Annotated in this window: 19 protein-coding genes; 14 read left to right on the top strand and 5 right to left on the bottom strand. The window is 72.6% G+C overall.

Annotated elements, in window-relative coordinates:
* The first annotated feature begins 30 nt into the window (after positions 1 to 30).
* Entirely contained in the window at positions 31 to 1,380 is a 1,350-nt protein-coding gene (locus ACYVIH_RS09340; protein WP_460868522.1) for an MFS transporter, read from the top strand.
* Positions 1,381 to 1,722: 342 nt separating this feature from the next.
* Here the strand turns inward: ACYVIH_RS09340 and ACYVIH_RS09335 are convergent, their stop codons facing one another.
* The 3 genes from ACYVIH_RS09335 to ACYVIH_RS09325 are packed head-to-tail and all read right to left on the bottom strand — an operon-like array spanning position 1,723 to position 4,924.
* Positions 1,723 to 2,514: an enoyl-CoA hydratase/isomerase family protein gene (locus tag ACYVIH_RS09335; RefSeq protein WP_460868520.1), complete on the bottom strand. Its 792-nt coding sequence runs from the start codon at positions 2,512 to 2,514 to the stop codon at positions 1,723 to 1,725.
* Positions 2,511 to 3,659: an acyl-CoA dehydrogenase family protein gene (locus ACYVIH_RS09330; protein ID WP_460868518.1), complete on the bottom strand. Its 1,149-nt coding sequence runs from the start codon at positions 3,657 to 3,659 to the stop codon at positions 2,511 to 2,513. The genes ACYVIH_RS09335 and ACYVIH_RS09330 overlap by 4 nt, the downstream gene beginning before the upstream one ends.
* Before the next feature lie 26 nt (positions 3,660 to 3,685).
* On the bottom strand, positions 3,686 to 4,924 hold the full coding sequence (locus ACYVIH_RS09325; RefSeq protein WP_460868515.1) for a CaiB/BaiF CoA transferase family protein: 1,239 nt from the start codon (positions 4,922 to 4,924) through the stop codon (positions 3,686 to 3,688).
* A gap of 83 nt (positions 4,925 to 5,007) precedes the next feature.
* Between ACYVIH_RS09325 and ACYVIH_RS09320 the strand changes: the two genes are divergently transcribed.
* Positions 5,008 to 5,910: a LysR substrate-binding domain-containing protein gene (locus ACYVIH_RS09320; protein ID WP_460868513.1), complete on the top strand. Its 903-nt coding sequence runs from the start codon at positions 5,008 to 5,010 to the stop codon at positions 5,908 to 5,910.
* Here the strand turns inward: ACYVIH_RS09320 and ACYVIH_RS09315 are convergent.
* Positions 5,907 to 6,803, bottom strand: coding sequence for an acyl-CoA thioesterase (locus tag ACYVIH_RS09315; RefSeq protein ID WP_460868512.1), 897 nt, complete (start codon positions 6,801 to 6,803; stop codon positions 5,907 to 5,909). The genes ACYVIH_RS09320 and ACYVIH_RS09315 overlap by 4 nt on opposite strands.
* A 199-nt stretch (positions 6,804 to 7,002) precedes the next feature.
* On the opposite strand from ACYVIH_RS09315, the gene ACYVIH_RS09310 reads away from it, so the two are divergent.
* From ACYVIH_RS09310 to ACYVIH_RS09290, 5 genes are read left to right on the top strand one after another with little or no spacing between them, the layout of a single operon-like run.
* Positions 7,003 to 8,124: a TAXI family TRAP transporter solute-binding subunit gene (locus ACYVIH_RS09310; RefSeq protein ID WP_460868510.1), complete on the top strand. Its 1,122-nt coding sequence runs from the start codon at positions 7,003 to 7,005 to the stop codon at positions 8,122 to 8,124.
* Positions 8,121 to 10,217, top strand: a complete 2,097-nt coding sequence (locus ACYVIH_RS09305) for a TRAP transporter permease (RefSeq protein ID WP_460868507.1) — start codon at positions 8,121 to 8,123, stop codon at positions 10,215 to 10,217. The genes ACYVIH_RS09310 and ACYVIH_RS09305 overlap by 4 nt, the downstream gene beginning before the upstream one ends.
* Positions 10,214 to 11,143, top strand: a complete 930-nt coding sequence (locus ACYVIH_RS09300) for a CoA transferase subunit A (protein WP_460868505.1) — start codon at positions 10,214 to 10,216, stop codon at positions 11,141 to 11,143. Before ACYVIH_RS09305 ends, ACYVIH_RS09300 begins: the two co-directional genes overlap by 4 nt.
* On the top strand, positions 11,140 to 11,940 hold the full coding sequence (locus ACYVIH_RS09295) for a CoA-transferase subunit beta (protein WP_460868503.1): 801 nt from the start codon (positions 11,140 to 11,142) through the stop codon (positions 11,938 to 11,940). The genes ACYVIH_RS09300 and ACYVIH_RS09295 overlap by 4 nt, the downstream gene beginning before the upstream one ends.
* A gap of 19 nt (positions 11,941 to 11,959) precedes the next feature.
* Complete coding sequence (locus ACYVIH_RS09290) at positions 11,960 to 13,318, top strand: MFS transporter (RefSeq protein WP_460868500.1); 1,359 nt, start codon at positions 11,960 to 11,962, stop codon at positions 13,316 to 13,318.
* A 26-nt stretch (positions 13,319 to 13,344) separates the two neighbouring features.
* On the opposite strand, the gene ACYVIH_RS09285 is transcribed toward ACYVIH_RS09290, so the two are convergent.
* Positions 13,345 to 14,010, bottom strand: coding sequence for a GntR family transcriptional regulator (locus ACYVIH_RS09285; RefSeq protein WP_460868498.1), 666 nt, complete (start codon positions 14,008 to 14,010; stop codon positions 13,345 to 13,347).
* Between the two features lie 134 nt (positions 14,011 to 14,144).
* Here ACYVIH_RS09285 and ACYVIH_RS09280 point away from each other — a divergent pair, with 134 nt between their 5' ends.
* Genes ACYVIH_RS09280 through ACYVIH_RS09250 form a run of 7 tightly spaced genes read left to right on the top strand, consistent with a single transcriptional unit; the run spans position 14,145 to position 20,740 of the window.
* The gene (locus ACYVIH_RS09280; protein ID WP_460868496.1) at positions 14,145 to 15,419 is read left to right on the top strand and encodes a CoA transferase; all 1,275 of its coding nucleotides are present in this window, start codon (positions 14,145 to 14,147) and stop codon (positions 15,417 to 15,419) included.
* Positions 15,416 to 16,258: an HpcH/HpaI aldolase/citrate lyase family protein gene (locus tag ACYVIH_RS09275; protein WP_460868494.1), complete on the top strand. Its 843-nt coding sequence runs from the start codon at positions 15,416 to 15,418 to the stop codon at positions 16,256 to 16,258. The genes ACYVIH_RS09280 and ACYVIH_RS09275 overlap by 4 nt, the downstream gene beginning before the upstream one ends.
* Positions 16,255 to 17,418 carry an acyl-CoA dehydrogenase family protein gene (locus tag ACYVIH_RS09270; protein WP_460868492.1) on the top strand — a complete coding sequence of 388 codons (1,164 nt, stop codon included), beginning with the start codon at positions 16,255 to 16,257 and terminating at the stop codon, positions 17,416 to 17,418. The genes ACYVIH_RS09275 and ACYVIH_RS09270 overlap by 4 nt, the downstream gene beginning before the upstream one ends.
* A gap of 2 nt (positions 17,419 to 17,420) precedes the next feature.
* Positions 17,421 to 18,158 carry a 3-oxoacyl-ACP reductase FabG gene (gene fabG, locus ACYVIH_RS09265; RefSeq protein ID WP_460868490.1) on the top strand — a complete coding sequence of 246 codons (738 nt, stop codon included), beginning with the start codon at positions 17,421 to 17,423 and terminating at the stop codon, positions 18,156 to 18,158.
* A gap of 14 nt (positions 18,159 to 18,172) precedes the next feature.
* Positions 18,173 to 19,081 (top strand): HTD2 family dehydratase, encoded by a 909-nt coding sequence (locus ACYVIH_RS09260; RefSeq protein ID WP_460868488.1) that lies wholly within the window; start codon positions 18,173 to 18,175, stop codon positions 19,079 to 19,081.
* Complete coding sequence (locus ACYVIH_RS09255) at positions 19,074 to 20,285, top strand: acetyl-CoA C-acetyltransferase (RefSeq protein WP_460868486.1); 1,212 nt, start codon at positions 19,074 to 19,076, stop codon at positions 20,283 to 20,285. The genes ACYVIH_RS09260 and ACYVIH_RS09255 overlap by 8 nt, the downstream gene beginning before the upstream one ends.
* Positions 20,282 to 20,740, top strand: a complete 459-nt coding sequence (locus tag ACYVIH_RS09250) for a MaoC family dehydratase (protein ID WP_460868484.1) — start codon at positions 20,282 to 20,284, stop codon at positions 20,738 to 20,740. Before ACYVIH_RS09255 ends, ACYVIH_RS09250 begins: the two co-directional genes overlap by 4 nt.

Here is a 20,740-nt window from a genome sequence, read left to right as displayed (position 1 = left end):
TCGGCGGGACCGCGGGACGGCAGGGACCAGATGACGCCCCGCGGCAGGCAACCACGACGACCCGGTCGGGCGCCGGGAGAGGGTCTCGGGCCGACCCCCTTCTCCCTGCTGCTGGGCTCGCTCATCGGGTTCACCGGCATGGGCAGTGCGTCGGTGGCGGTGGCCCTGCCCGACCTGGTTCGCGACCTGGGCGTGTCCGCGGACCGCGGTGCCTGGGTGATCAGCGCCTACGCGATCACGATGGCGGTCGGCACCGGTCTCTACGGTCGCGCGGGCGACACGGCGGGGCCGCGCACCCCCCTGGCCGTCGGGATCGGACTGCTCACCGCGGGTGCCCTGTTCGCCGCCGCGGCGCCGGGGTTCGGCACCTTGGTCGTCGCCCGGGCCGTCCAGGGGTGCGGGGCCGGCGCGGCTCCGGTCCTCGCCTTCGCCCTGCTGCGGAGCAAGTACGACGAGGTGACCCGGGCCCGCGCGCTGGGGAACATCGCCGCCACCACGATCGCCGGGATGGCACTGGGACCGCTCGCCGGTGGGCTGCTCACCGAGGCCTTCGGCTGGCGGGCGGCGATCGTCCCTCCCGCCGCTGCCGCGGTCGCGCTCGCACTGCTGTGGCGCTCCCTGCCGAACCAGGGGCACGGTTCACGTCTGGACTACCCGGGTGCGTTCCTGGTCGCCGGCGCGTCCACGGGCCTGGTGCTCCTGGTCCAGTCGCCGGCACTCGGCACGGACGCCCTGCTGGTCGGCATCGGCCTCGTCGGTGTCCTCGGACCGCTCGTGGCCCGGCAGGTCGTGGCACGGCCCACCGGCTTCCTTCCCCGGGCGGTCGTCACCGAGGCCGGCGTACTGCGGAGCTCGATCGGGGCGGCCGCCATGCCCGCCGCCTGGTTCGGGCTGCTGGTGGCGATGCCCGCGGTGCTGACCGAGCGGGGTTGGAGCGCCCTCGAGGTCGGCGCAGCGCTGCTGCCGGGCGCGGTGGCCGGCGCCCTCGTCTCGCGGCAGGTGGGCCGCATCCTGACGGTCTTCGGCTCGGCGCGGGCGCTGACGGCCGCGGCGTTCGTGTGCGCGGCCGGCGTCGGGGTGGCTGCGATCGGTGCGGCCGGTTCGCCGGTGCTGATGATCCTCGGCATGGCCGCGGTCTACGGTGCCTTCGCGGTCGCGCAGCCGGCCATGAGCGCGGCCATCGCCCGCTCGGTGCCACCGGACCTGGCGGGGATCGCCCTCGGGGTCGCCACCTTGGTGTTCTTCCTGGGCGGCGGGACCGGAGCCGCGGTGGCCGGCCTGGGGCCGGTCTTCGGCTGGCCGACGGCCATCGTCCTGCTCGCCGCGCTGCCCGTCGCCTTCGGCCTCGCGGTGCGCAGACCTCACCGGCCGAGTCCCTGACGCGGGCTCAGCCGGCCGGCCAGGTCCGTGTGCGGGGGCCGCTGATTCCCATGTTCACATGAGAAACCGGGACTTTGCACGGCACGCAACCCGTGCGAAGTCCCGGTTCACCATGTTCACGTGGTAAACCGCCGGGGGAGCGTCAGGGCACCAGGCTGCCGGTGGCGAGCAGGCTACGTACGACGAGCCGGCGGACTCGGCGTACGGCGACACCGCTGGCTGCGCATCCGCCACCTGGCGATGTCTCGCTCCGACAGCACGATCCGAGCGCCCCGGAAAGCGGCCGGCCCGGCAACCGAGCCGCACCCAGCCGAAGCCGGCGAGCGCGGCTCGCCGCGCGGATCACGCGCCGGGGAAGTCGGGCTTGCGACGCTCGAAGAACGCCGCGCGACCTTCGGCGAAGTCGGCGCCGGCGAGCAGGGTGACCTGGACCCGCTCCTCCGCGGCGAGCACCGCGTCCAGGGACTGGTCGTCCTGCGCCAGGATCTGCTTCAGCCCCGCCGTCGCGGCCGGCGAGCTCGCCGCGAGCTCGGCGGCCAACGACAACGCGCGGTCCACCGCGGCGCCGTCGTCGACCACGGAGTCGAGCAGGCCGATGCGCTCGGCCTCCTCCGTCGCGACGGCGCGGGCGGTGAGCATGAGCTCGCGGGCGCGCCCGGCTCCGACCCGCCGCGGCAGGCTGTAGAACAGCCCGGTGTCGGCGACCAGCCCGATCTTCGCGAACGACGCGGCGAACCGGGCCGACCGGCCGGCCACCACGAGATCGGATGCGCAGGCCAGCGACAGGCCGAGCCCGAAGGCGCCCCCCTCGACCGCGGCCACGATCGGCGTACCGCCGGTGACCATCGTGCGTGCGATCGCGTTGACCAGCTGCAGTCGCCGCTTGGCGACCTCGGGGTCGGGGGACATGGACCGGATGTCACCGCCGGCCGAGAAGATCTCGCCGGCGCCGGTCAGGACGATCGCGCGCACGGCAGGGTCGCCCTCCGCCGCGGTGAGCTCGTCCAGCAGCTGCTCCCGGTCCGGCAGGTCGAGCGCGTTGCGGCGCTCGGGACGGTTGATCCGCAGCAGCCGCACGTTCCCGTGCTCCTCACGCAGCACCGCCGGTCCGCCGGCGGCCGGCTCTGCGGTCACCGCGCGGCTCCGCGCAGCAGCTGCTTGGCGATGATCACGCGCTGCACCTCGCTGGTGCCCTCGTAGAGGCGGAAGAGCCGCGCGTCGCGGTAGAAGCGCTCCACCGGGACGCTGCGCATGTAGCCCAGGCCGCCGTGGACCTGGACCGCCCGGTCGGCGACGCGGTCGACCATCTCGGTGCAGAACAGCTTGGCGCTGGAGGGGGCCAGCCGCTGGTCGGTGCCGTCGTCGTACGCGCGAGCGGCCTCGAGGACCATCGCCCGGCCGGCGTACATCTCGGTGTGGGAGTCGGCGAGCATCGCCTGCACCAGCTGGAACTCCGCGATGGGCCGGCCGCCCTGTCGACTGGAGGCCGCGTGGCTGACGCTCTCGTGCAGCAGCCGCTGGGCGAGGCCGACGCACAGCGCGGCGATGTGGAGCCGGCCCTTGGCCAGGGACCGCATCGCGGCGCCGAAGCCCTCACCCTCCACGCCGCCGACGAGGTTGTCGGCCGGCACCTGCACGTTGTCGAAGAACACCTCCGCGGTGACGGCTCCTCGCTGTCCCATCTTGGCGTCCTTGGGGCCGACGGTCACCCCCTCGGAGCCGGCGTCGACGGCGAAGACGGAGATGCCCTTGGTGTCCTCGGTGGACTCGTCGGTGCGCGCGAACACCATGAACAGGTCGGCGTCGGGGGCGTTGGTGATGAACCGCTTCTGGCCGTTGAGCAGGTAGTGGTCACCGGTGCGGATCGCCTTGGTGCGCAGGCCGCTGGGGTCCGAGCCGGCCTCGGACTCGGTCAGCGCGAACGACGCGACCAGCTCGCCGGAGGCCAGGCGCGGCAGGTAGCGCTGCTTCTGCTCGTCGGTGCCGAAGTTCACCAGCACCTGGCCGGCGATCCCGTTGTTGGTGCCGAACATGGAGCGGAACGCCGGGGTGGTCCAGCCGAGCTCCATGGCCAGACGCACCTCCTCGGACATGGAGAAGCCCATGCCGCCGTGCTCCTCGGGGATGGCGTAGCCGAACAGCCCCATCTCCGCGGCCTGCTTCTTGAGCCGGTCGGGGATCCGGTCGGTCTCCTCGATCTCGTCCTCGGCGGGCACCACCTCGCGGCGGATGAAGGTGCGCACGGCGTCGAGGACGGCCTCGAACTCTTCGTTCTCCATGTTCGTCTCCTGTGTATGGGATGGGGCTAGCGGGTCTCGACGAGCTCGACCGCGGGACCGGCGGGGCGGCCGGCGGCACCTGCGGAGCAGAGCCGGTCGATGTCGTCGGGTGAGTAGCCGAGCTCGCCGAGCACCTGCCCGGTGTGCTCGCCCAGGTCCGGGATCCCGCCCATGGCCAGCTCCACGTCGTGGAAGGTCATCGGCGGCAGGATGGCGCGCACCGGACCGGCGGGGGTCGCCACCTCCCGCCACCGGTCGCGGGCGCTCAGCTGCGGGTGCTCGATGAGCCCCTGCATGTCGTTGAGCTGGGCGGCGGGGACGCCGGCGTCGGCGAGCCGGCTGTCGAGCTCCGCGGTGCTCCACCGCGCGGTCTCCTCGGCGACCGCCCGGTCGCAGGCGTCACGGTTGGCGACCCGCAGCACGTTGGTCCGGAAGAGCGGGTCGTCGACCAGGTCGGGTCGGTCGAGGACCTCGCCCATGAGCCGCTGCCACCCCCGGTCGTTCTGGACACCGATCAGGATCTGGCCGTCCCGGGTCGGGAAGGCGTTGTACGGCGCGATGGAGGCGTGGCTCAGCCCCATCCGCGGGATCTGCCGACCGGCGTACATCTGCATGTACATCGGGTGACCCAGCCACTCGGCGGTGGCGTCGAACATGGACACGTCCACGGTCGCCCCCTCACCGGTGCGCTCGCGACGGAACAGCGCGGCGAGCACCGAGTTGGTGGCGTAGAGCCCTGCGGCGATGTCCGCGCTGGGCACCCCGGTCTTCGTGGCCGTGTCGGGCGTGCCCGTGATCGAGATCAGGCCCGACTCGGCCTGGATGAGCATGTCGTAGGCCTTCCGATCCCGCCGCGGGCCTTCGGTGCCGTAGCCGGAGATGTTCACCGCGACCAGCCGCGGGTCCGCCGCGCGCAGCGTCTCCGCGTCCAGGCCGAGCCGGGCGGCCGCGCCGGGCGCGGAGTTCTGCACGAAGACGTCTGCGCTGCCCACCAGGGCCCGCGCAGCGGCCAGCCCCTCCTCGTCCTTGAGGTCGAGGGCGACCGACTCCTTGCCGCGGTTGAGCCACACGAAGTGTGACGCGAGGCCCTGGACGGCGTGGTCGTAGTTGCGGGCGAAGTCGCCCTCCCCGACCCGTTCGATCTTGATGACGCGGGCGCCGAGGTCGGCGAGGTGACGGGTGGCCAGCGGCGCGGCCACCGCCTGCTCGAGGGCCACCACGGTGATGCCGGCGAGTGGCAGGGCAGAGGGTGTGACGACGGTCATGCCGTCCAACATGGCTGACTGATTGATCGAAGTCCAATACTTAATCCCTCGCCTTTTGATGCGTAGTCAAGACATAATGCCGCATGGATCTGCACCAGCTGGAGGCGTTTCTCGCCGTGGCCGAGGAGCTCCACTTCGGCCGTGCCGCCGAGCGGCTGCACATGGCCCAGCCACCCCTGAGCCGCACCATCAAGCAGCTCGAGCGCGAGCTCGGGTCGCAGCTGTTCGAACGCACCACCCGCAGCGTCCGGCTGACCTCCGCCGGCGAGGCGCTGATCGAGCCGGCGCGCGAGGTGCTGGAGGGCTGCCGCATCGCGCGCTCGGCGGTGCGTGCCGCGGGCGAGGGTGAGACCGGCCGGGTGCGGCTCGGGTTCGCCGGGCCGTCGTCCCACCTGCTGATCGGCCGGCTCGCCCGGCGGGTCCGCGAGCGCCAGCCCGGCATCGAGCTGAGCCTGCAGAGCGTCACCTACGGCTACGAAGCGCTGCGGCTGGTGATGGAGGGCTCGATGGACCTCGCGCTGGTGCGCTGGGGCATGGAGCCGCCAGGGATCGCCTCGCGGGTGGTCGCGGAGGAGCACTACGTGCTCGTCGTGCCGGAGGGCCACCGCCTGGCCGGGCGCGAGGAGGTCAGCATGGCGGACTGCCGTGACGAGCACTTCGTGGCGCTGCCCGCCGACCCGGGCTCCAGCGTGCGCGACGCGTTCATCCGGGCCTGCTACGAGGCGGAGTTCGCCCCCAACATCGTGCAGGTGGCCCCGGACTCCTGGACGGTGATGGCGCTGGTGGCGGCCGGGGTCGGCGTCACGTTCACCATCGACACCGCGGTGGCGAACATGCGTGCCGAGGGGATCGCCGTCGTTCCGCTCGTCGAGGGCCGCGAGCCGTCGTACGCTCGGCTCGCCTGGCGTGCCCAGGACGACAACCCCGCACTGCGGGAGGTGCTGCGAGCCTCGGAACTGGCTCTGCCGTCACCCGAGGTCGGCTAGCCGAGGCGGACCAGGCCGAGCTGGCCGGCCGAGGCCACGTGGCGCCCGTCGCGGTCGAAGATCTCACCGGCGCCGAGCGTGCGGCCGTGGGAGACCGCCTGGATCCGGCTGTCGAACTGGTGCCACGCGGACAGGTCGGAGTGCCGGTGCCAGGTGAGCGTGTGCGTCAGGCTGAGGATCCGGCTGCCCGCTGCGTGCCGGCGTGAGCCGAGGGCCCGGAAGGCGCCCTCGAGGATGCTCATGTCGGTGACGTAGGCGACCACGGCGGCCCGCACCACCTCGTCGTCGGGCAGCGGGCCGGTCGTGCGCAGCCAGGCGGTCTGGTGGTCCTGCGGAGGCTCCACGACCTCGAGGTACGGCGGCGGCGTGGTGTGCCGAAAGGTCACGGGGCGCTCCATGCGCCACCACGGTGGGACCCGCGCGTCGTCGCCGAACCGGTCCGCGAGCTCGGGCAGCTCCTCGGGCGCCGGGGCCGGCAGCGGCCGGGCCGGGTGGTGCACGGGCAGGTCCTCGCGCGCCGTGCCCCAGCGCGTGACCGCGGTGAAGAGCTCGGTGCCCTCGGCGGCGACCAGGGTGCTGCGCCGGGTCGACATCGACCGTGCGTCCGAGAGCCGCTCGACGCGCCAGCGCAGCGGCCCGTCGGTGGGCACCCCGGCGAGGAAGTCGGCCTGCAGGCTGAGGGCGAGGTGGTGCTCGGGCACCGTGCGGCCGGCGGCGGCAACGGCCTGCGCGAGCTGGAGGCCGCCGAACACCCGGTCCTCGGGCTGGGACTGGGGGTGGCCGATGAAGTGGTCCCCCGGCCTGTCGCCCGACGCGGGCTCGAGCGCGAGCAGCTCCAGCAGCTCGGCCAGCGTGACGGCTGCGGGTCGGTCCTGGTCCACCGATGCGGACATGGGGGCTCCCTTCGGGGTGGGTTTCGCCAGAACCATAGCCGCGATTCTTCCGACTGAACCGCCCATGCCAAACGGATTGATACGTCTCTGGGAACAATGCAGTGAACACAAAGTATTGGATATATCCGATAGCCGTAGGCAGAGTGACGGGCAACACAAGCCCGGTGAGCCGGGTCACGCGAACCAACGAGGAGACCCGATGAGAAAGCCGATCCTGCTGGCGGCCGTCGCCGCCGCCACCGCGCTGGCCGTCGCCGGGTGTGGCGGTTCGTCCACCGCCACCGAGGGCATGCCCAACCAGATCGTGTGGAGCACCTACGGCACCGGCACCTCGACGTACGCCGACGTGGCCGCCGTCGCCGACGCGATCACCACCAACGAGGGCACGAGCGTCCGGGTGATCACCTCCGACACCGCCGTCGGCCGGATGACGCCGCTGCGCGAGGGGCAGGCCCAGCTCGCCCGCACCGGGGACGAGTACATCTTCTCCTTCGAGGGCGACTACGACTTCGCCAGCAAGGACTGGGGTCCCCAGGACGTCAACGTGGTCTGGGCGCCGGTCGCGCCGCACGGCCTGATGGTCCGCGACGACTCCGACATCAAGACCTTCGAGGACCTCAAGGGCAAGAAGTTCCCCCGGATCACCGCGAACCCGTCGGTCAACAACAAGCTCGAGGCGTTCCTGGCCTACGGCGGGCTCACCTGGGACGACGTGAACGTCGTCGAGGTCGGCTACAGCGATCAGCCCGGGGCGCTCCAGGCCGGCAAGATCGACGTCCTCTTCCAGCAGGTCTACGGTGCCTCGCTCTACGAGCTCGAGTCCGCCGTCCCGGTGCGGTGGCTGAGCATGGACGACACCTCCGAGGAGAAGGTGCAGGCCGTCGAGGAGGTCGCCCCGTCGACCAGCATCGGCGAGTTCAGCGGCGCCCCCGGCCAGGAGGAGGGTGAGACCGCCACGAGCCTCATCTACACCGTGCCGGTGGTGGCCTACGCCGAGACCGACGAGCAGACGGTCTACGAGATCGTCAAGGCGATCAACGACAACTACGACGACTTCAAGGACACCACCGCCACCACGCCGGACTGGAGCATCGACTCCGCCGAGACCGCACCCAAGCAGGTGCCCTTCCACCCCGGCCTCGTGAAGTACCTCGAGGAGAACGACGCCTGGACCCCCGAGGCCGAGGAGCGCCAGCAGCAGCTCCTCGAGCGCGGCGAGCAGCTTCGCAAGGGCTGGGACGAGTTCATCGACGGCTTCAGCGGTGGTGACCTGGCCACCGCGTGGACCGCGTGGAAGAACGACAACGTGGAGACCTCGTGACCACCACCCCTGCAGCCCAGGCGCTCCAGGAGGACGCCGCGGCGGGCACCACCCGTGCCCGCCGCGGCCCCTGGCGCGTCGTGGTCGTCGCCCTGACCGTCGCCGGCATCGCCCTGACGATCAGCAACGTCTTCTACTGGAACCCGTTCGGCGGCTCGCTGCTGCGCAACGAGTTCCTCTACTACGTGATGGCGGCGTTCCTGCCGATCGTCTTCATCGCCTTCCCCGCGCACCGGTCCGCCGCCGCCAAGGTCCCGTGGTACGACGCCGCGCTGGCCGCGGTGATGTTCGGCACCGCTGCGTGGTTCGGCCTCAACACCGAGAACATCATCAACCAGGGCTGGGACTACGGCGGCCCGACGATCGCGCTGGTCCTCAGCTTCGTGCTGTGGGCCCTGGTCCTCGAGGCCCTGCGGCGCACCGCCGGCCTGGTCGTCACCGGCATCGCGCTGCTGTTCTCGGCCTACCCGCTCTTCGCCGGCCAGGTACCGATCGGCTTCCTCCAGGGCATCCAGTTCGACCTCGAGGGCGCCGCCCGCATGCACGCCATGGGCGTGGACAGCATCCTCGGGCTCCCGCTGCAGACCGCGGCCAGCATCCTGATCGGCTTCCTGCTGTTCGGGGTCGTGCTGCAGAAGACCGGCGGAGCGACGTTCTTCCACGACGTCGCCCAGTCGCTGTTCGGCACCGCCCGCGGCGGCTCCGCGAAGGTCTCGGTGGCCAGCTCGGCCACGATGGGCATGATGAGCGGCAGCGCCGTGTCCAACGTGCTCACCACCGGGCCGCTGACCATCCCGGCGATGAAGCGCTCCGGGTTCTCCGGCAAGTACGCCGCCGGCGTCGAGGCCACCGCCTCCTCCGGCGGCTCGATCACCCCGCCGATCATGGGCACCGCCGCCTTCTTGATGGTCTCCTTCGTCGGCGTGCCCTACAGCACGATCGCGCTCGCGGCCACCATCCCCGCCGTCCTCTACTTCCTCGGCATCTTCACGCAGGTCGACGCCTACGCCGCCCGCAAGAAGCTGCGCGGCCTGCCGCGCGCCGAGCTGCCCCGCCTCGTCCCGACCGTGGTCGGCGGCTGGCCCTACCTCGCCGCGCTGGTCGGGCTGACCGCGCTGCTGGTGATCTACCGCCGGGAGGCGCAGGCCCCGTTCATCGTGGTCGCCGTGCTGCTCGTCGTCGCGATGGTCCGCCGCCGCGACCGGCTGCAGCCCGGCCGGATCGGCGGGATCGCCTTCGACGCAGGGCGCACGATCGCCGAGATCCTCGGCATCATCGCCGGCGTCGGCCTGATCGTCGGCGGCCTGTCGATGTCGGGGGTGTCCCTCTCGCTGGCCCGCGAGCTCGTGAACGCCGTCGGCGGCAGCGTGATCCTGATCCTGGTCGCCGGCGCGGTCACCTCGTTCGTGCTCGGCATGGGCATGACCGTCTCGGCGGTCTACGTGTTCCTCGCGATCGTCATGGCCCCCGCGCTGGTGCAGCTGGGCATCGACCCGATCGCGGCCCACCTGTTCGTCATCTACTGGGCGACGGTCTCCTACATCACGCCGCCGGTGGCGCTGGCGTCGTTCGCCGCAGCAGGCATCGCCGGGACGCGGCCGATGGCCACCAGCCTGACCGCGATGCGGCTGGGGATGGTCAAGTACGTCATCCCGTTCTGCTTCGCCCTCAACCCCGCCCTCGTCGGGCAGGCGCCGATGGCCGACATCGCGATCACGTTCGTGATGGCCGTCCTCGGCGTGATCACCATGGCCTGCGCGTTCGAGGGCTACGGGATCGGCATCGAACGGACCCTGCACCCGGTCGTGCGCCTGCTGGGCCTGGTCGCGGGTGCCGCGATGCTCGCGCCCGAGCTGGTCAGCAGCCTGCTCGGCCTCGCCGTGGCCGTGGTCCTGGCGGTGGTGAGCCGTCTGCTGCCGCAGCGTCCGGAGCCGGCCGGTGACGACGCCTCGGGCAGCGCCGCGACGGAGCGGACGCAGCAGGAGCGGCCCGCCGAGGTGACCGCCGTGACGAGCGCACCCCGGAAGGAGCGTGGCGCAGAGTTCTCCGTGCCGCGGACCCGGGTGACGCCGACGCCGGGGGAGGCGCGGTGAAGCCGGTCAAGGTCCGCGGGCTCGCCGAGGCGATCGCTGAGCACGTCGAGGACGGGATGACCGTGGCCCTCGAGGGCTTCGGGCACCTGATCCCCTTCGCGGCCGGTCACGAGATCATCCGGCAGGGCAGGCGGGACCTGACGCTCTGCCGGATGACGCCGGACCTCATCGCCGACCAGCTGATCGCCGCCGGGACGGTGCGCAAGCTCATCGCGTCGTTCTTCGCCAGCGGCTCGGCCGGGTCGCTGTACGAGGTGCGCCGGCGGATCGAGCGCCACGACCCGGAGCCGCTGGAGGTGGAGGAGTACAGCCACTACGGGATGTTCTGCCGCTACCAGGCCGCGGCCGCCGGACTGCCGTTCTTCCCGCTGAAGTCCTACGCCGGCAGCGACCTGCCCGAGCTGAACCCGCAGATCCGCAAGGTCGAGGACCCGTACGGCGGCAGCGCGGTGCACGTCGTGCCGCCGCTCGCGCCGGACGTCACCGTCGTGCACGCCCAGCGCGCCGACCGCTACGGCAACGTGCAGATCTGGGGGATCGTGGGCGCGCAGCAGGAGGTCGTCTACGCCGCCAAGCGCGCGATCGTCACCGTCGAGGAGATCGTGGACGAGGAGATCGTGCGCTCGGACCCGAACCGGACGGTGATCCCGGCGCACGCGGTGGACGCCGTCGTGCACTGCCCCGGCGGCGCCCACCCGTCCTACGTGCAGGGCTTCTACGACCGGGACAACGCCTTCTACCGGGACTGGACGCCGATCAGCAAGGACCCCCAGCTGCTCCAGGCCTGGCTCGCGGAGTGGGTGCACGGCGTCGGGGACCGGGAGGCCTACCTCGCCAAGCTCGGCGGCGGCGGGTCGTGGAAGGAGTCGGTCGCGGTCGGCGAGCGGCTGTCGGGCCAGGTCGACTATGGACGGAGGCTGGGATGAGCGTCGTACCCACCAGTGAGCCCGACACCACCGTGGCCGTGTCGAGCACCGAGTTCCTGGCCACGGTCGCTGCCCGCGAGCTCTCGGGCAAGGGCCGGGTGTTCGCCGGGGTCGGCCTGCCGACCCTCGCGGTCGACCTGGCCAAACGCACCGTGAACCCCTACCTGGAGCTCGTCTACGAGTCCGGGGTGTGCGGGGCCCACCCGGAGGGGCTGGCCGAGGGCATCGCGGACTCGGTGCTCGTCTCGGGCGCCGAGTCGGTGGTCAACCTGCAGGCGCTCTTCGGCTACGTCCTCCAGGGCGGCAACGTCGACGTCGGCTTCCTCGGCGCCGCGCAGGTGGACCGGCACGGCAGCCTGAACACCAGCGTGATCGGAGACTGGCGCAAGCCGAAGGTGCGGCTGCCCGGCTCCGGCGGCGCCGCGGACATCATGCCGAACGCGGGGGAGTGCATCGTGGTGCTGCGCCGCCACGACCACGGCGCCCTGCCGGCCGAGCTCGACTTCTGCACCTCGCCCAGCCCGGTGCGGGCCCGTGCCGCCGACCCGGCGTCGGTGCCCCCGGGGCACGGCGTCTCCACGGTGATCACCCCGCTGGCGGTGCTCCGCCGGCCCGACAAGTTCGGCGAGCTGGAGCTCGCGCAGGTGCACCCCGGGGTGAGCGTGGAGGAGGTGCTCGAGCGCACCGGTTGGGACCTGGCCGTGGCCGCCGACGTCACCGAGACCGCCCGCCCGACGCGTGAGGACGTGCGCCTGCTGCGCGAGGAGATCGACACCGTCCGGCTCTACCTGCGGTGACGTCCTCGGGTCCGCGCGCGTGGTGAGGCAGCCCAGCCGGGTGGCCTACGTCGTGCTGCTCGCCAGTACGACGCTCGGCACGCTGTCGAGCACGATCATCACCTCACCGATCAACATGATCGCCGGTGATCTCGGCGCCTCGGCACGCCAGATCGTGTTCGCGGTCAGCGCGTTCACCTTGGCGATGGTGCTGTTCGCACCGCTCGCCGGCTGGCTGTGCGAGCGGCTCGGGGCGCGGACGTTCCTGATCTCCTCGCTGATGCTGATGGTCCTCGCCGGGGTGGGTGCCGCGCTCAGTCCGAACCTGTGGGTGCTGGTGGGGATGCGCGCTCTGCAGGGAGTTGCCTGCTCGGCCATCCCGCCGGGCGTGCAGCAGACCCTCGGCACCTTCTGGACCCGGCAGCGGGCGCGGGTGATGGCCGCCTGGGCCTCGGCGATCGGGATCGGGCAGGCGCTCGGCCCGCCGCTGGGCGGCTTCGTCGCCGACCTCGCGGGCTGGCGCGGCGTCTTCGTCACGCACGCGTTGCTGAGCGGGCTGCTCGCCACGCTGCTGTACCTGCTCGTGCCCGCCGCGCCCCGTGGGCGCCCACCCATGCACGTGTCCGGGATGCTGACGCTGGTGCTCGGGGTCGGCGGCCTGGTCGCCGGCCTGACCTGGGCGGGCCAGGGTGGTGCCGCGGCCGTCGCGGCGGCGCTTGCGCTGGCCGGTGCCGGTGCCCTGGCCCTGCACGCCCGGCTGGCCCGACGCAGCCCCCGCGCCCTGGTCGAGCCCCGGCTGCTCGTCGAGGCGCGCTACCTGCGGAGCACGGCCTCCGCCGCGACCGTCATGGCCTCGCTCGGGGTGATGATCGTGGCCACCCCGCTGCACCTGGGTCGCGAACGCGGCATGTCGCCGAGCCAGATCGGGATGGTGACCCTGGCGCTGGCTGCCTCGATGGCGCTGTCCGCACCGCTGTCCTCGCGCATCGGCGAGCGGGTCACCCCGCGGCGGGTGCTCCACGGCGGCCTGGCCGGGCTCGTGGTGGGGCCGGTGTCGATGGCCCTCGTGCTCTCGACGTCGAGCCGGACCACGGCGGTGGTGGGCGCACTGGGGTTGCTCGTCTTCGTCGGCGCCGCGATCGGTGCCGTCCAGGCCGTGGCGGGGCTGGGGGTGATGCGGTCGGCGGCGTCCGCGCACGGCACCGCGCTCGGCATCCACAACATGATGCGGTTCGCCGGCCTGGCGGTCGGCTACGCGTGGGTCGCGCTCAGCTACCCGACCGGTCACCTGGCGCTGGTCTACGGCGGGCCGACCGTCCTCGCTGCGAGCACGCTCGCGCTGGTCCTGGCCGGCCCTCCCGCGCCGCCGCTGCCGAACGACGAGGTGGCGCTGGCGTGAGCGACCCGATGCGGGCTGAGCTCGGGTCAGCCGGCGTCGGTGGCGTTGGTGGCGTCGGGCAGGTCGGCGTGGTCGATGAGCAGCTGGCCGGCGTGGTGGATGTGCTCCTCCATCGCGGCGCGCACCGCCTCGGGGTCGCGGCTGCGGAGGCCGTCGAGGATCGCGGCGTGGTCGTGCATCGAGGCGTCCGGCCACCCCCCGACCCGGTGGTAGAAGCGGTTGGGCACGTACCGGGTCGCCGTGCGCAGGAACCAGGTGAGCTTCGAGGCTCCGGCAGCCAGGTTGAGGGTGCGGTGGAAGGCGTGGTTGCACCGCTCGACCTGGTCGAGGTCGCCGCCGTCGAGGGCCTTGGTGAGGTCCGCCTGGAGCGACTCGAGCTCCTTGAGCTGCTCGGCGGTGAGCCGCTCGGTGGCCCGGGCGGCCAGCTCGCCGGCGATCTGCGCCTGCACCCAGAACAGGTCGCGCACGTCCTCCTCGCTGAGGGCGGCGACGACGAAGCCGCGGCGGGGGGCCAGGTCCAAGAAGCCCTCGCCCCGCAGCGCCAGCATCCCCTCGCGGACCGGGGTGACCGACATGTCGAGCTCCTCGGCCACGCGGTCGACGCGCACGAACTCGCCGGCCTTGAGCTGGCCGGTCAGGACGAGCTCGCGGACGTAGGCGGCAGCCTCGTCGCTGAGCTGGGGGCGGGCCATGGATCTCTCCTCGGGGCGCGGCGCGGGTGTGCTGGACGGCGTCGTCATCAGTGGAGCACAGGCACCGTACTCTGCACTAGCCACGATACATTTTATATTATATGTTGTGTCCGACGCGAGGAGAGGAGCCTGCCGTGAGCGCCACGAGCACCGGCACGCACGAAGCCGGACCGGACGCCCCGGGACAGCCGCTGCGCGGGCTGCGCGTCGTCGAGCTGTCCAGCTACGTCGCCACCCCGCTGAGCGGGCTGACCCTCGCCCAGCTCGGCGCCGAGGTGATCCGCGTCGAGCCGCTCGGCGGTGGCGCCGACCGTGGCCGCTGGCCGCTCGCCGCCGACGGCACGAGCCTCTACTGGACCGGCCTCAACCGCGGCAAGCGCGCCGTCGAGGTCGACCTCTCCCGCCCCGAGGGCCGCGCGCTCGTCGCCGACCTCGTCTGCGAGAGCGGTCCCGGCGGCGGCATCCTGGTCAGCAACACCGAGCGTTGGGACGACCTCGGCTTCGAGGCCCTCCGCGCCCGGCGCGAGGACGTCGTCCACGTGCAGCTGACCGGCCTGCGCGACGGCGGCACCGCCGTGGACTACACCGTGCAGGCCGGCACCGGCTTCCCCCTGGTCACCGGCCCCGAGGGACAGGCCGCTCCGGTCAACCATGTGCTCCCGGCCTGGGACGTCGCCGCCGGGCTGTTCCTCGCCACCGGCCTGCTCGCCGCCGAGCGGCACCGCACCGCGACCGGCGAGGGCCAGCAGGTGCGGGTCGCGCTGGAGGACGTCGCGCTCTCCCTCGCCGGCAACCTCGGCTACCTAGCGGAGGCGCAGCTGGGCACCGAGCGCCGCCGGGACGACAACTACGTCTACGGCACCTTCGGCCGCGACTTCACCAGCAGCGACGCGGTCCGCTTCATGCTCGTCGCGCTCACCCCGCGCCAGTGGTCGGACCTGCTCACGATCACCGGCCTCCGCGACGTCGTGGCCACCCTCGCCCCCGCCCTCGGTGCCGACTTCGACACCGAGGACGATCGCTACCGGCACCGCGCGGTCCTCGGCGACCTCGTCGCCGAGTGGACCGGCCGGCACACCTGGGACGAGATCGCCGCCGCTCTCGGCGGCACGCGCATCCTGTGGTCGCGCTACCGCAGCTTCGCCGACCTCGCCGCCGACGACGCGGCCCTGCTGCGCGACAACCCGCTCTTCCAGCGTGTCGAGCAGCGCGGCGTCGGCAGCTACCTCGCCCCCGGTTCGCCGATCGTGGTCGACGGGGCCCAGGCCGCCCCGCTCCCGGCGCCGGAGGTCGGTGAGCACACCGCAGAGGTGCTGACCGAGGACCTGCACCTGCCCGCCGCCGAGCTGCGGCGACTGGCCGACCAGGGCGTGCTGCGCCTGCCCGCCCGACAGGAGCTCTCCGCATGACCGTCACCGACGCCCTCGCCGAGGCCACGCGTACGGCGCTCACCTGGCTGTTCGTCCCCGGCGACCGCCCCGAGCGGTTCGCCAAGGCCGCCGCCGCCGGAGCCGACGTGGTGGTGCTCGACCTCGAGGACGCCGTCGCCCCCGACGCCAAGGACGCCGCCCGCGCGGCCGTCGCCGGCTGGCTCGACGAGGCCGACGTGCTGTGTGCCGTCCGCGTCAACGCCACGCCCCCACTGCTCGACGCCGACCTCGAATCGCTCGCAGGCTCCGCCCCCCGGCTCGTGATGCTGCCCAAGGCCGAGGACCCCGCCGCGGTCGCCGACGTCGTGGCCCGGCTCCCCCAGGGCTCCCGGGTCGTCGCGCTCGTCGAGACCGCCCGCGGCGTGCTCGAGGCACCGGCCGTGGCCGCCGTACCCGGGGTCGAGCGACTGGCGTTCGGCAGCTTCGACCTCGCCGCGGAGCTGGGGGTCGACCCCGACCACGGCCCCGCGATGGCGACCGCCCGCGGCGCACTCGTGCTTGCCGCCGCCGCCGCCGGTCTGTCCGCCCCGGTCGACGGGGTGACCGGCGCGGTCGACGACGCAGCACGGCTGGGCGCCGACGTCGCGGCATCCCGGGCCCTCGGGTTCGGCGGCAAGCTCTGCATCCACCCGCGCCAGGTACTCACCGTCGCCGAGGCGTTCGCGCCCTCGGCCGAGGAGCGGGCTTGGGCCGAGCGGGTGCTGGCCGGCGCAGGAGACAACGGAGTGGCCGTCGTCGACGGGCGCATGATCGACAAGCCGGTGGTCGAGCGGGCACGGCGCGTGCTCGCCGCCGCCGCACGAGAGGGAGCAGCATGAGCAGCCTGACACCCGACGAGCAGGACATGGTCCGCCTGGTGGCGGAGTTCGTCGACGACCGGGTCAAGCCCCGCGTCCGGGAGTTCGAGTCCACCGACACCTACCCCGAGGACTTCATCGAGGAGATGAAGAAGCTCGGCTTCTTCGGCCTGCTCGTGCCGGTCGAGCACGGCGGGGTCGACGTGAGCGCGGCCTGCTTCGCCCGCGTCACCGAGGAGCTCGCGCGCGGCTGGATGAGCCTGGCCGGTGCGATCGGTGGGCACTCGGTGATCAGCTACCTGATCCGCACCTACGGCACCGAGGAGCAGCAGCAGCGGTACCTGCCCGCGATGGCCGACGGGTCCGTGCGCGCGACGATGGCGCTCACCGAGCCGTCCGGCGGCAGCGACCTGCAGGGGATGCGGACCTACGCCGTCCAGGAGGGCGAGGAGCTGGTCATCTCCGGCTCCAAGACCTGGATCTCCAACGCCCAGCACTCCGGTCTGATCGGCCTGCTCTGCAAGACCGACCGCACGGCCGAGCCCGCGCACAAGGGGATGAGCGTCGTCCTCGTCGAGCCCGGCGAGGGCCTGGAGATCTCCAACAAGATCCCCAAGCTCGGCTACCGCGGCGTCGAGGCCTGCGAGCTGTCCTTCGACCAGATGCGCGTCCCCGCCTCAGCCGTCCTCGGTGGTCAGCCGGGACTCGGGTGGCAGCAGATGATGCGCGGCCTCGAGGTCGGCCGGATCCAGGTCGCCGCCCGTGCCGTCGGTGTCGCGCAGGCCGCGTTCGACGACGCGCTGCGCTACGCCCAGCAGCGCGAGTCCTTCGGCAAGCCGATCTGGAAGCACCAGTCGGTGGGCAACCTGCTCGCCGAGATGGCCACCAAGACGCAGGCCGCCCGGCTGATGACCGCCGACGCCGCCGAGCGGCTCGACAGCGGCAAACGCTCGGACCTCGAGGCCGGCATGGCCAAGCTCTTCGCCTCCGAGGCCGCGATGCAGGTCGCCCTCGACGCGATGCGCGTGCACGGCGGCTACGGCTTCTCCCGGGAGTACGACGTCGAACGCTACTTCCGCGACGCCCCCCTGATGATCCTCGGCGAGGGCACCAACGAGGTGCAGCGCAATGTGATCGCCGCCCAGATGGTCGCCCGAGACCGCAACCGCGAAGGAGTCTGACCATGAACCTGCTCGACAACCGCACCGCCGTCATCACCGGCGGCGCCCAGGGGATCGGCTACGCGATCGCCGAGGCGTTCCTCGCCCAGGGCGCCCGCGTGGTGATCGGTGACCTCGACGGCGATGCGGCCCAGGTCGCGGCGAAGAACCTCGGCGAGGACCGTGCGCTCGGCGTGGCCTGCGACGTGGTCGACGGCGACGACGTCCAGCGCCTGCTCGACACCGCGGTGGAGACCTTCGGCTCCCTCGACGTGCTGGTCAACAACGCCGGCATCACCCGCGACGCGACGATGCGTACGATGACCGAGGACCAGTTCGACCAGGTGATCGCCGTACACCTCAAGGGTGCGTGGCACGGCACCCGGCTCGCCTCGGCGATCATGCGTGAGCAGAAGTCCGGCGCGATCGTGAACATCTCCTCGCTGTCGGGCAAGGTCGGCATGGTCGGCCAGACCAACTACTCCGCCGCCAAGGCGGGCATCGTGGGCCTCACCAAGGCCGCCGCCAAGGAGATGGCCCACCACGGCGTCCGGGTCAACGCGATCCAGCCCGGCCTGATCCGCTCGGCGATGACCGAGGCGATGCCGCAGAAGGCCTGGGACCAGAAGATGGCCGAGATCCCGATGGGCCGACCCGGCGAGCCGGCCGAGGTCGCCTCGGTCGCGCTGTTCTACGCCTCGGACCTGTCCTCGTACATGACCGGCACGGTGGCCGAGGTCACCGGCGGCCGCTTCATGTGAGACGGGCGGACCCGATGAGTGACACCACGGTCTGGGAGCCGCACGCGGTGACCACCACGGAGGTCGTCGAGCACGGCCCCGTGGCGGCGCTCGGTGCGCTCCTCGACGACGGCCTCCCGGTGCCCGGCGTCGGCGACCCGCTCCCGGCGCTGTGGCACTGGGTGGCCCTGCCTCGGTGGTCACCGTCGTCGACCCTCGACCGGGACGGGCACCCGGTCCGGGGCACGTTCCTGCCGCCGGTCGACCTGCCCCGCCGGATGTTCGCCGGGGGCGAGGTCGCCGTCCACCGCCCGCTCGTCGTCGGTGAGGAGGTGCGCCGCGAAGCGCGGGTCGCCTCCGTGGAGGAGAAGACCGGGCGCAGCGGTCGCCTGGTCGTGGTCGTCGTCGAGACCAGCTTCCGCGGTCCCGACGGCGACCTGCGGGTCGAGGAGCGCCAGGACATCGTCTTCCGCGAGGCCTCGCCGGTCACTGCGGCTGCCGAGGAAGCCCCGGCTGCCGAGCCGGCGGCCACGATGACCCCGGTCGGCCCGCCGCTGGCCCGCGCCGACGCCGGCCGCTGGGACCTCGCCACGGACCCCTCGCTGCTGATGCGGTTCAGCGCGGCGACCGCCAACGCCCACCGCATCCACTACGACTGGCCCTACGCCACGCGGGTGGAGGGCTACCCCGGCCTCGTCGTGCACGGGCCGCTGATGACCCTGCTGCTCGCCGAGACCCTCCGCGAGGCCGAGTCGCTGCCGGCCCGGGTCCGGCTCCGGCACCGCAACCAGGCCCCGCTGTTCTGCGGGACACCGGCCACGATCCTGCACGCCGTCGACGGCGACGGCGTCACCGCCACGCTCGAGCGTGGCCACCCCGACCACCCCGTCGTCTGCACGAGTCTGACGGCCCACCCCCTGGAGAAAGGCACCATCCATGCGTGAAGCAGTCATCTGCGAGCCGGTCCGCACCCCGATCGGCAGGTACGGCGGGATGTTCAAGTCGCTCACCGCCGTGGACCTGGGTGTCGCCGCGCTGAAGGGACTCGTCGAGCGCACGGGCATCGACCCGGCCAGCATCGACGACGTGATCCTGGGGCACTGCAACGGCAACAGCGAGGCCCCGGCCATCGGCCGCGTCGTCGCTCTCGACGCCGGCCTGCCGGTGATGGTCCCGGGCCAGCACCTCGACCGGCGCTGCGGCTCCGGCCTCCAGGCCGTCGTCAACGCCGCGATGCAGGTGCAGACCGGCGCCCACGACGTGGTCGTCGCCGGCGGCACCGAGTCGATGAGCAACGCCGCCTTCTACTCCACCGACATGCGGTGGGGCGGTGCGCGCAACGGCGTGCAGATGCACGACAGCCTGGTCCGCGCCCGCTCGACGGCCGGGGGCCGGTTCTACCCGGTGCCGGGCGGCATGCTGGAGACCGCGGAGAACCTCCGCCGGGACTACGGCATCAGCCGTGAGGAGCAGGACCGGCTCGCGGTCTCCTCGCACCGGCGCGCGGTCGCCGCGCAGGAGTCCGGCGTCTTCGACGAGGAGATCATCCCCGTCACCGTGCGCTCGAAGAAGGGCGAGGAGGTCATCTCCCGCGACGAGCACCCGCGGCCGGAGACCTCGATGGAGTCCCTGGCCAAGCTCAGGCCGATCCTCGGCTCCTCCGACCCCGAAGCGACGGTCACCGCCGGCAACGCCAGCGGCCAGAACGACGCCGCGGCGATGTGCATCGTGACCACGCCCGAGCGCGCCGCGGAGCTCGGCCTCCGTCCGCTGGTGCGGCTGGTGAGCTGGGCGGTGGCCGGCGTACCCCCGCACATCATGGGCATCGGCCCGGTGCCGGCCACCGAGGCGGCGCTCGCGAAGGCCGGCCTCGGGCTCGCCGACATGGACGTCATCGAGCTCAACGAGGCGTTCGCCGCGCAGGCGCTCGCCGTCATGCGGGAGTGGAAGTTCACCGACGAGGACCACGAGCGGACCAACATCCACGGCTCCGGCATCTCGCTGGGCCACCCCGTCGGCGCCACCGGCGTGCGCATGCTGACCGCGCTCTCGCGCGAGCTGCAGCGGCGTGAGCAGCGCTACGGGCTGGAGACCATGTGCATCGGTGGCGGCCAGGGGATGGCCGCCGTCTTCGAGCGGGTGGTGTGAGCGTGCGGGTCTTCGAGAGCCTGGCCGAGGTCGAGGCCGCGGTCGGTGAGCCGCTGGGCACGACCGACTGGGTGGCCGTGGAGCAGAAGCAGGTCGACGCGTTCGCCGACCTCACCGGCGACCACCAGTGGATCCACGTCGACGTCGACCGGGCCAAGGAGTCGCCGTTCGGCGGCACCATCGCCCACGGCTACCTGACCCTGTCGATGCTGCCGGGCTTCGGCGGGGAGCTGTTCCGCATCGACGCCGGCAGCGCGCGGTTGAACTACGGCACCGACAAGGTCCGCTTCCCCAGCCCGCTTCGCGTGGGCAGCAGGATCCGGGCGACGCCGACGTTCGCCTCGGTCACGGCGGTGTCCGCGGGCACCCAGGTCAAGACCCGCTGGGTCGTCGAGGCCGAGGGCTCGGAGAAGCCGGTCTGCGTCGCAGAGACGATCACCCTCGTCGTCGCCTGA

The sequence above is a fragment of the Nocardioides pakistanensis genome, assembly GCF_054781215.1.
Note: the sequence above shows the minus strand (reverse complement) of the source record. Positions and strands in the feature narration are given on the sequence as shown.

What these genes read in the sequence shown, in the direction of transcription:
- ACYVIH_RS09310 (WP_460868510.1), top strand. Translation starts at nt 7,003, where the DNA reads ATGAGAAAGCCGATCCTGCTGGCGGCCGTCGCCGCCGCCACCGCGCTG.
- ACYVIH_RS09330 (WP_460868518.1), bottom strand. Translation starts at nt 3,659, where the DNA reads ATGGAGAACGAAGAGTTCGAGGCCGTCCTCGACGCCGTGCGCACCTTC.
- ACYVIH_RS09295 (WP_460868503.1), top strand. Translation starts at nt 11,140, where the DNA reads ATGAGCGTCGTACCCACCAGTGAGCCCGACACCACCGTGGCCGTGTCG.
- ACYVIH_RS09285 (WP_460868498.1), bottom strand. Translation starts at nt 14,010, where the DNA reads ATGGCCCGCCCCCAGCTCAGCGACGAGGCTGCCGCCTACGTCCGCGAG.
- ACYVIH_RS09325 (WP_460868515.1), bottom strand. Translation starts at nt 4,924, where the DNA reads ATGACCGTCGTCACACCCTCTGCCCTGCCACTCGCCGGCATCACCGTG.
- ACYVIH_RS09275 (WP_460868494.1), top strand. Translation starts at nt 15,416, where the DNA reads ATGACCGTCACCGACGCCCTCGCCGAGGCCACGCGTACGGCGCTCACC.
- ACYVIH_RS09270 (WP_460868492.1), top strand. Translation starts at nt 16,255, where the DNA reads ATGAGCAGCCTGACACCCGACGAGCAGGACATGGTCCGCCTGGTGGCG.
- fabG (WP_460868490.1), top strand. Translation starts at nt 17,421, where the DNA reads ATGAACCTGCTCGACAACCGCACCGCCGTCATCACCGGCGGCGCCCAG.
- ACYVIH_RS09320 (WP_460868513.1), top strand. Translation starts at nt 5,008, where the DNA reads ATGGATCTGCACCAGCTGGAGGCGTTTCTCGCCGTGGCCGAGGAGCTC.
- ACYVIH_RS09260 (WP_460868488.1), top strand. Translation starts at nt 18,173, where the DNA reads ATGAGTGACACCACGGTCTGGGAGCCGCACGCGGTGACCACCACGGAG.
- ACYVIH_RS09315 (WP_460868512.1), bottom strand. Translation starts at nt 6,803, where the DNA reads ATGTCCGCATCGGTGGACCAGGACCGACCCGCAGCCGTCACGCTGGCC.
- ACYVIH_RS09340 (WP_460868522.1), top strand. Translation starts at nt 31, where the DNA reads ATGACGCCCCGCGGCAGGCAACCACGACGACCCGGTCGGGCGCCGGGA.
- ACYVIH_RS09255 (WP_460868486.1), top strand. Translation starts at nt 19,074, where the DNA reads ATGCGTGAAGCAGTCATCTGCGAGCCGGTCCGCACCCCGATCGGCAGG.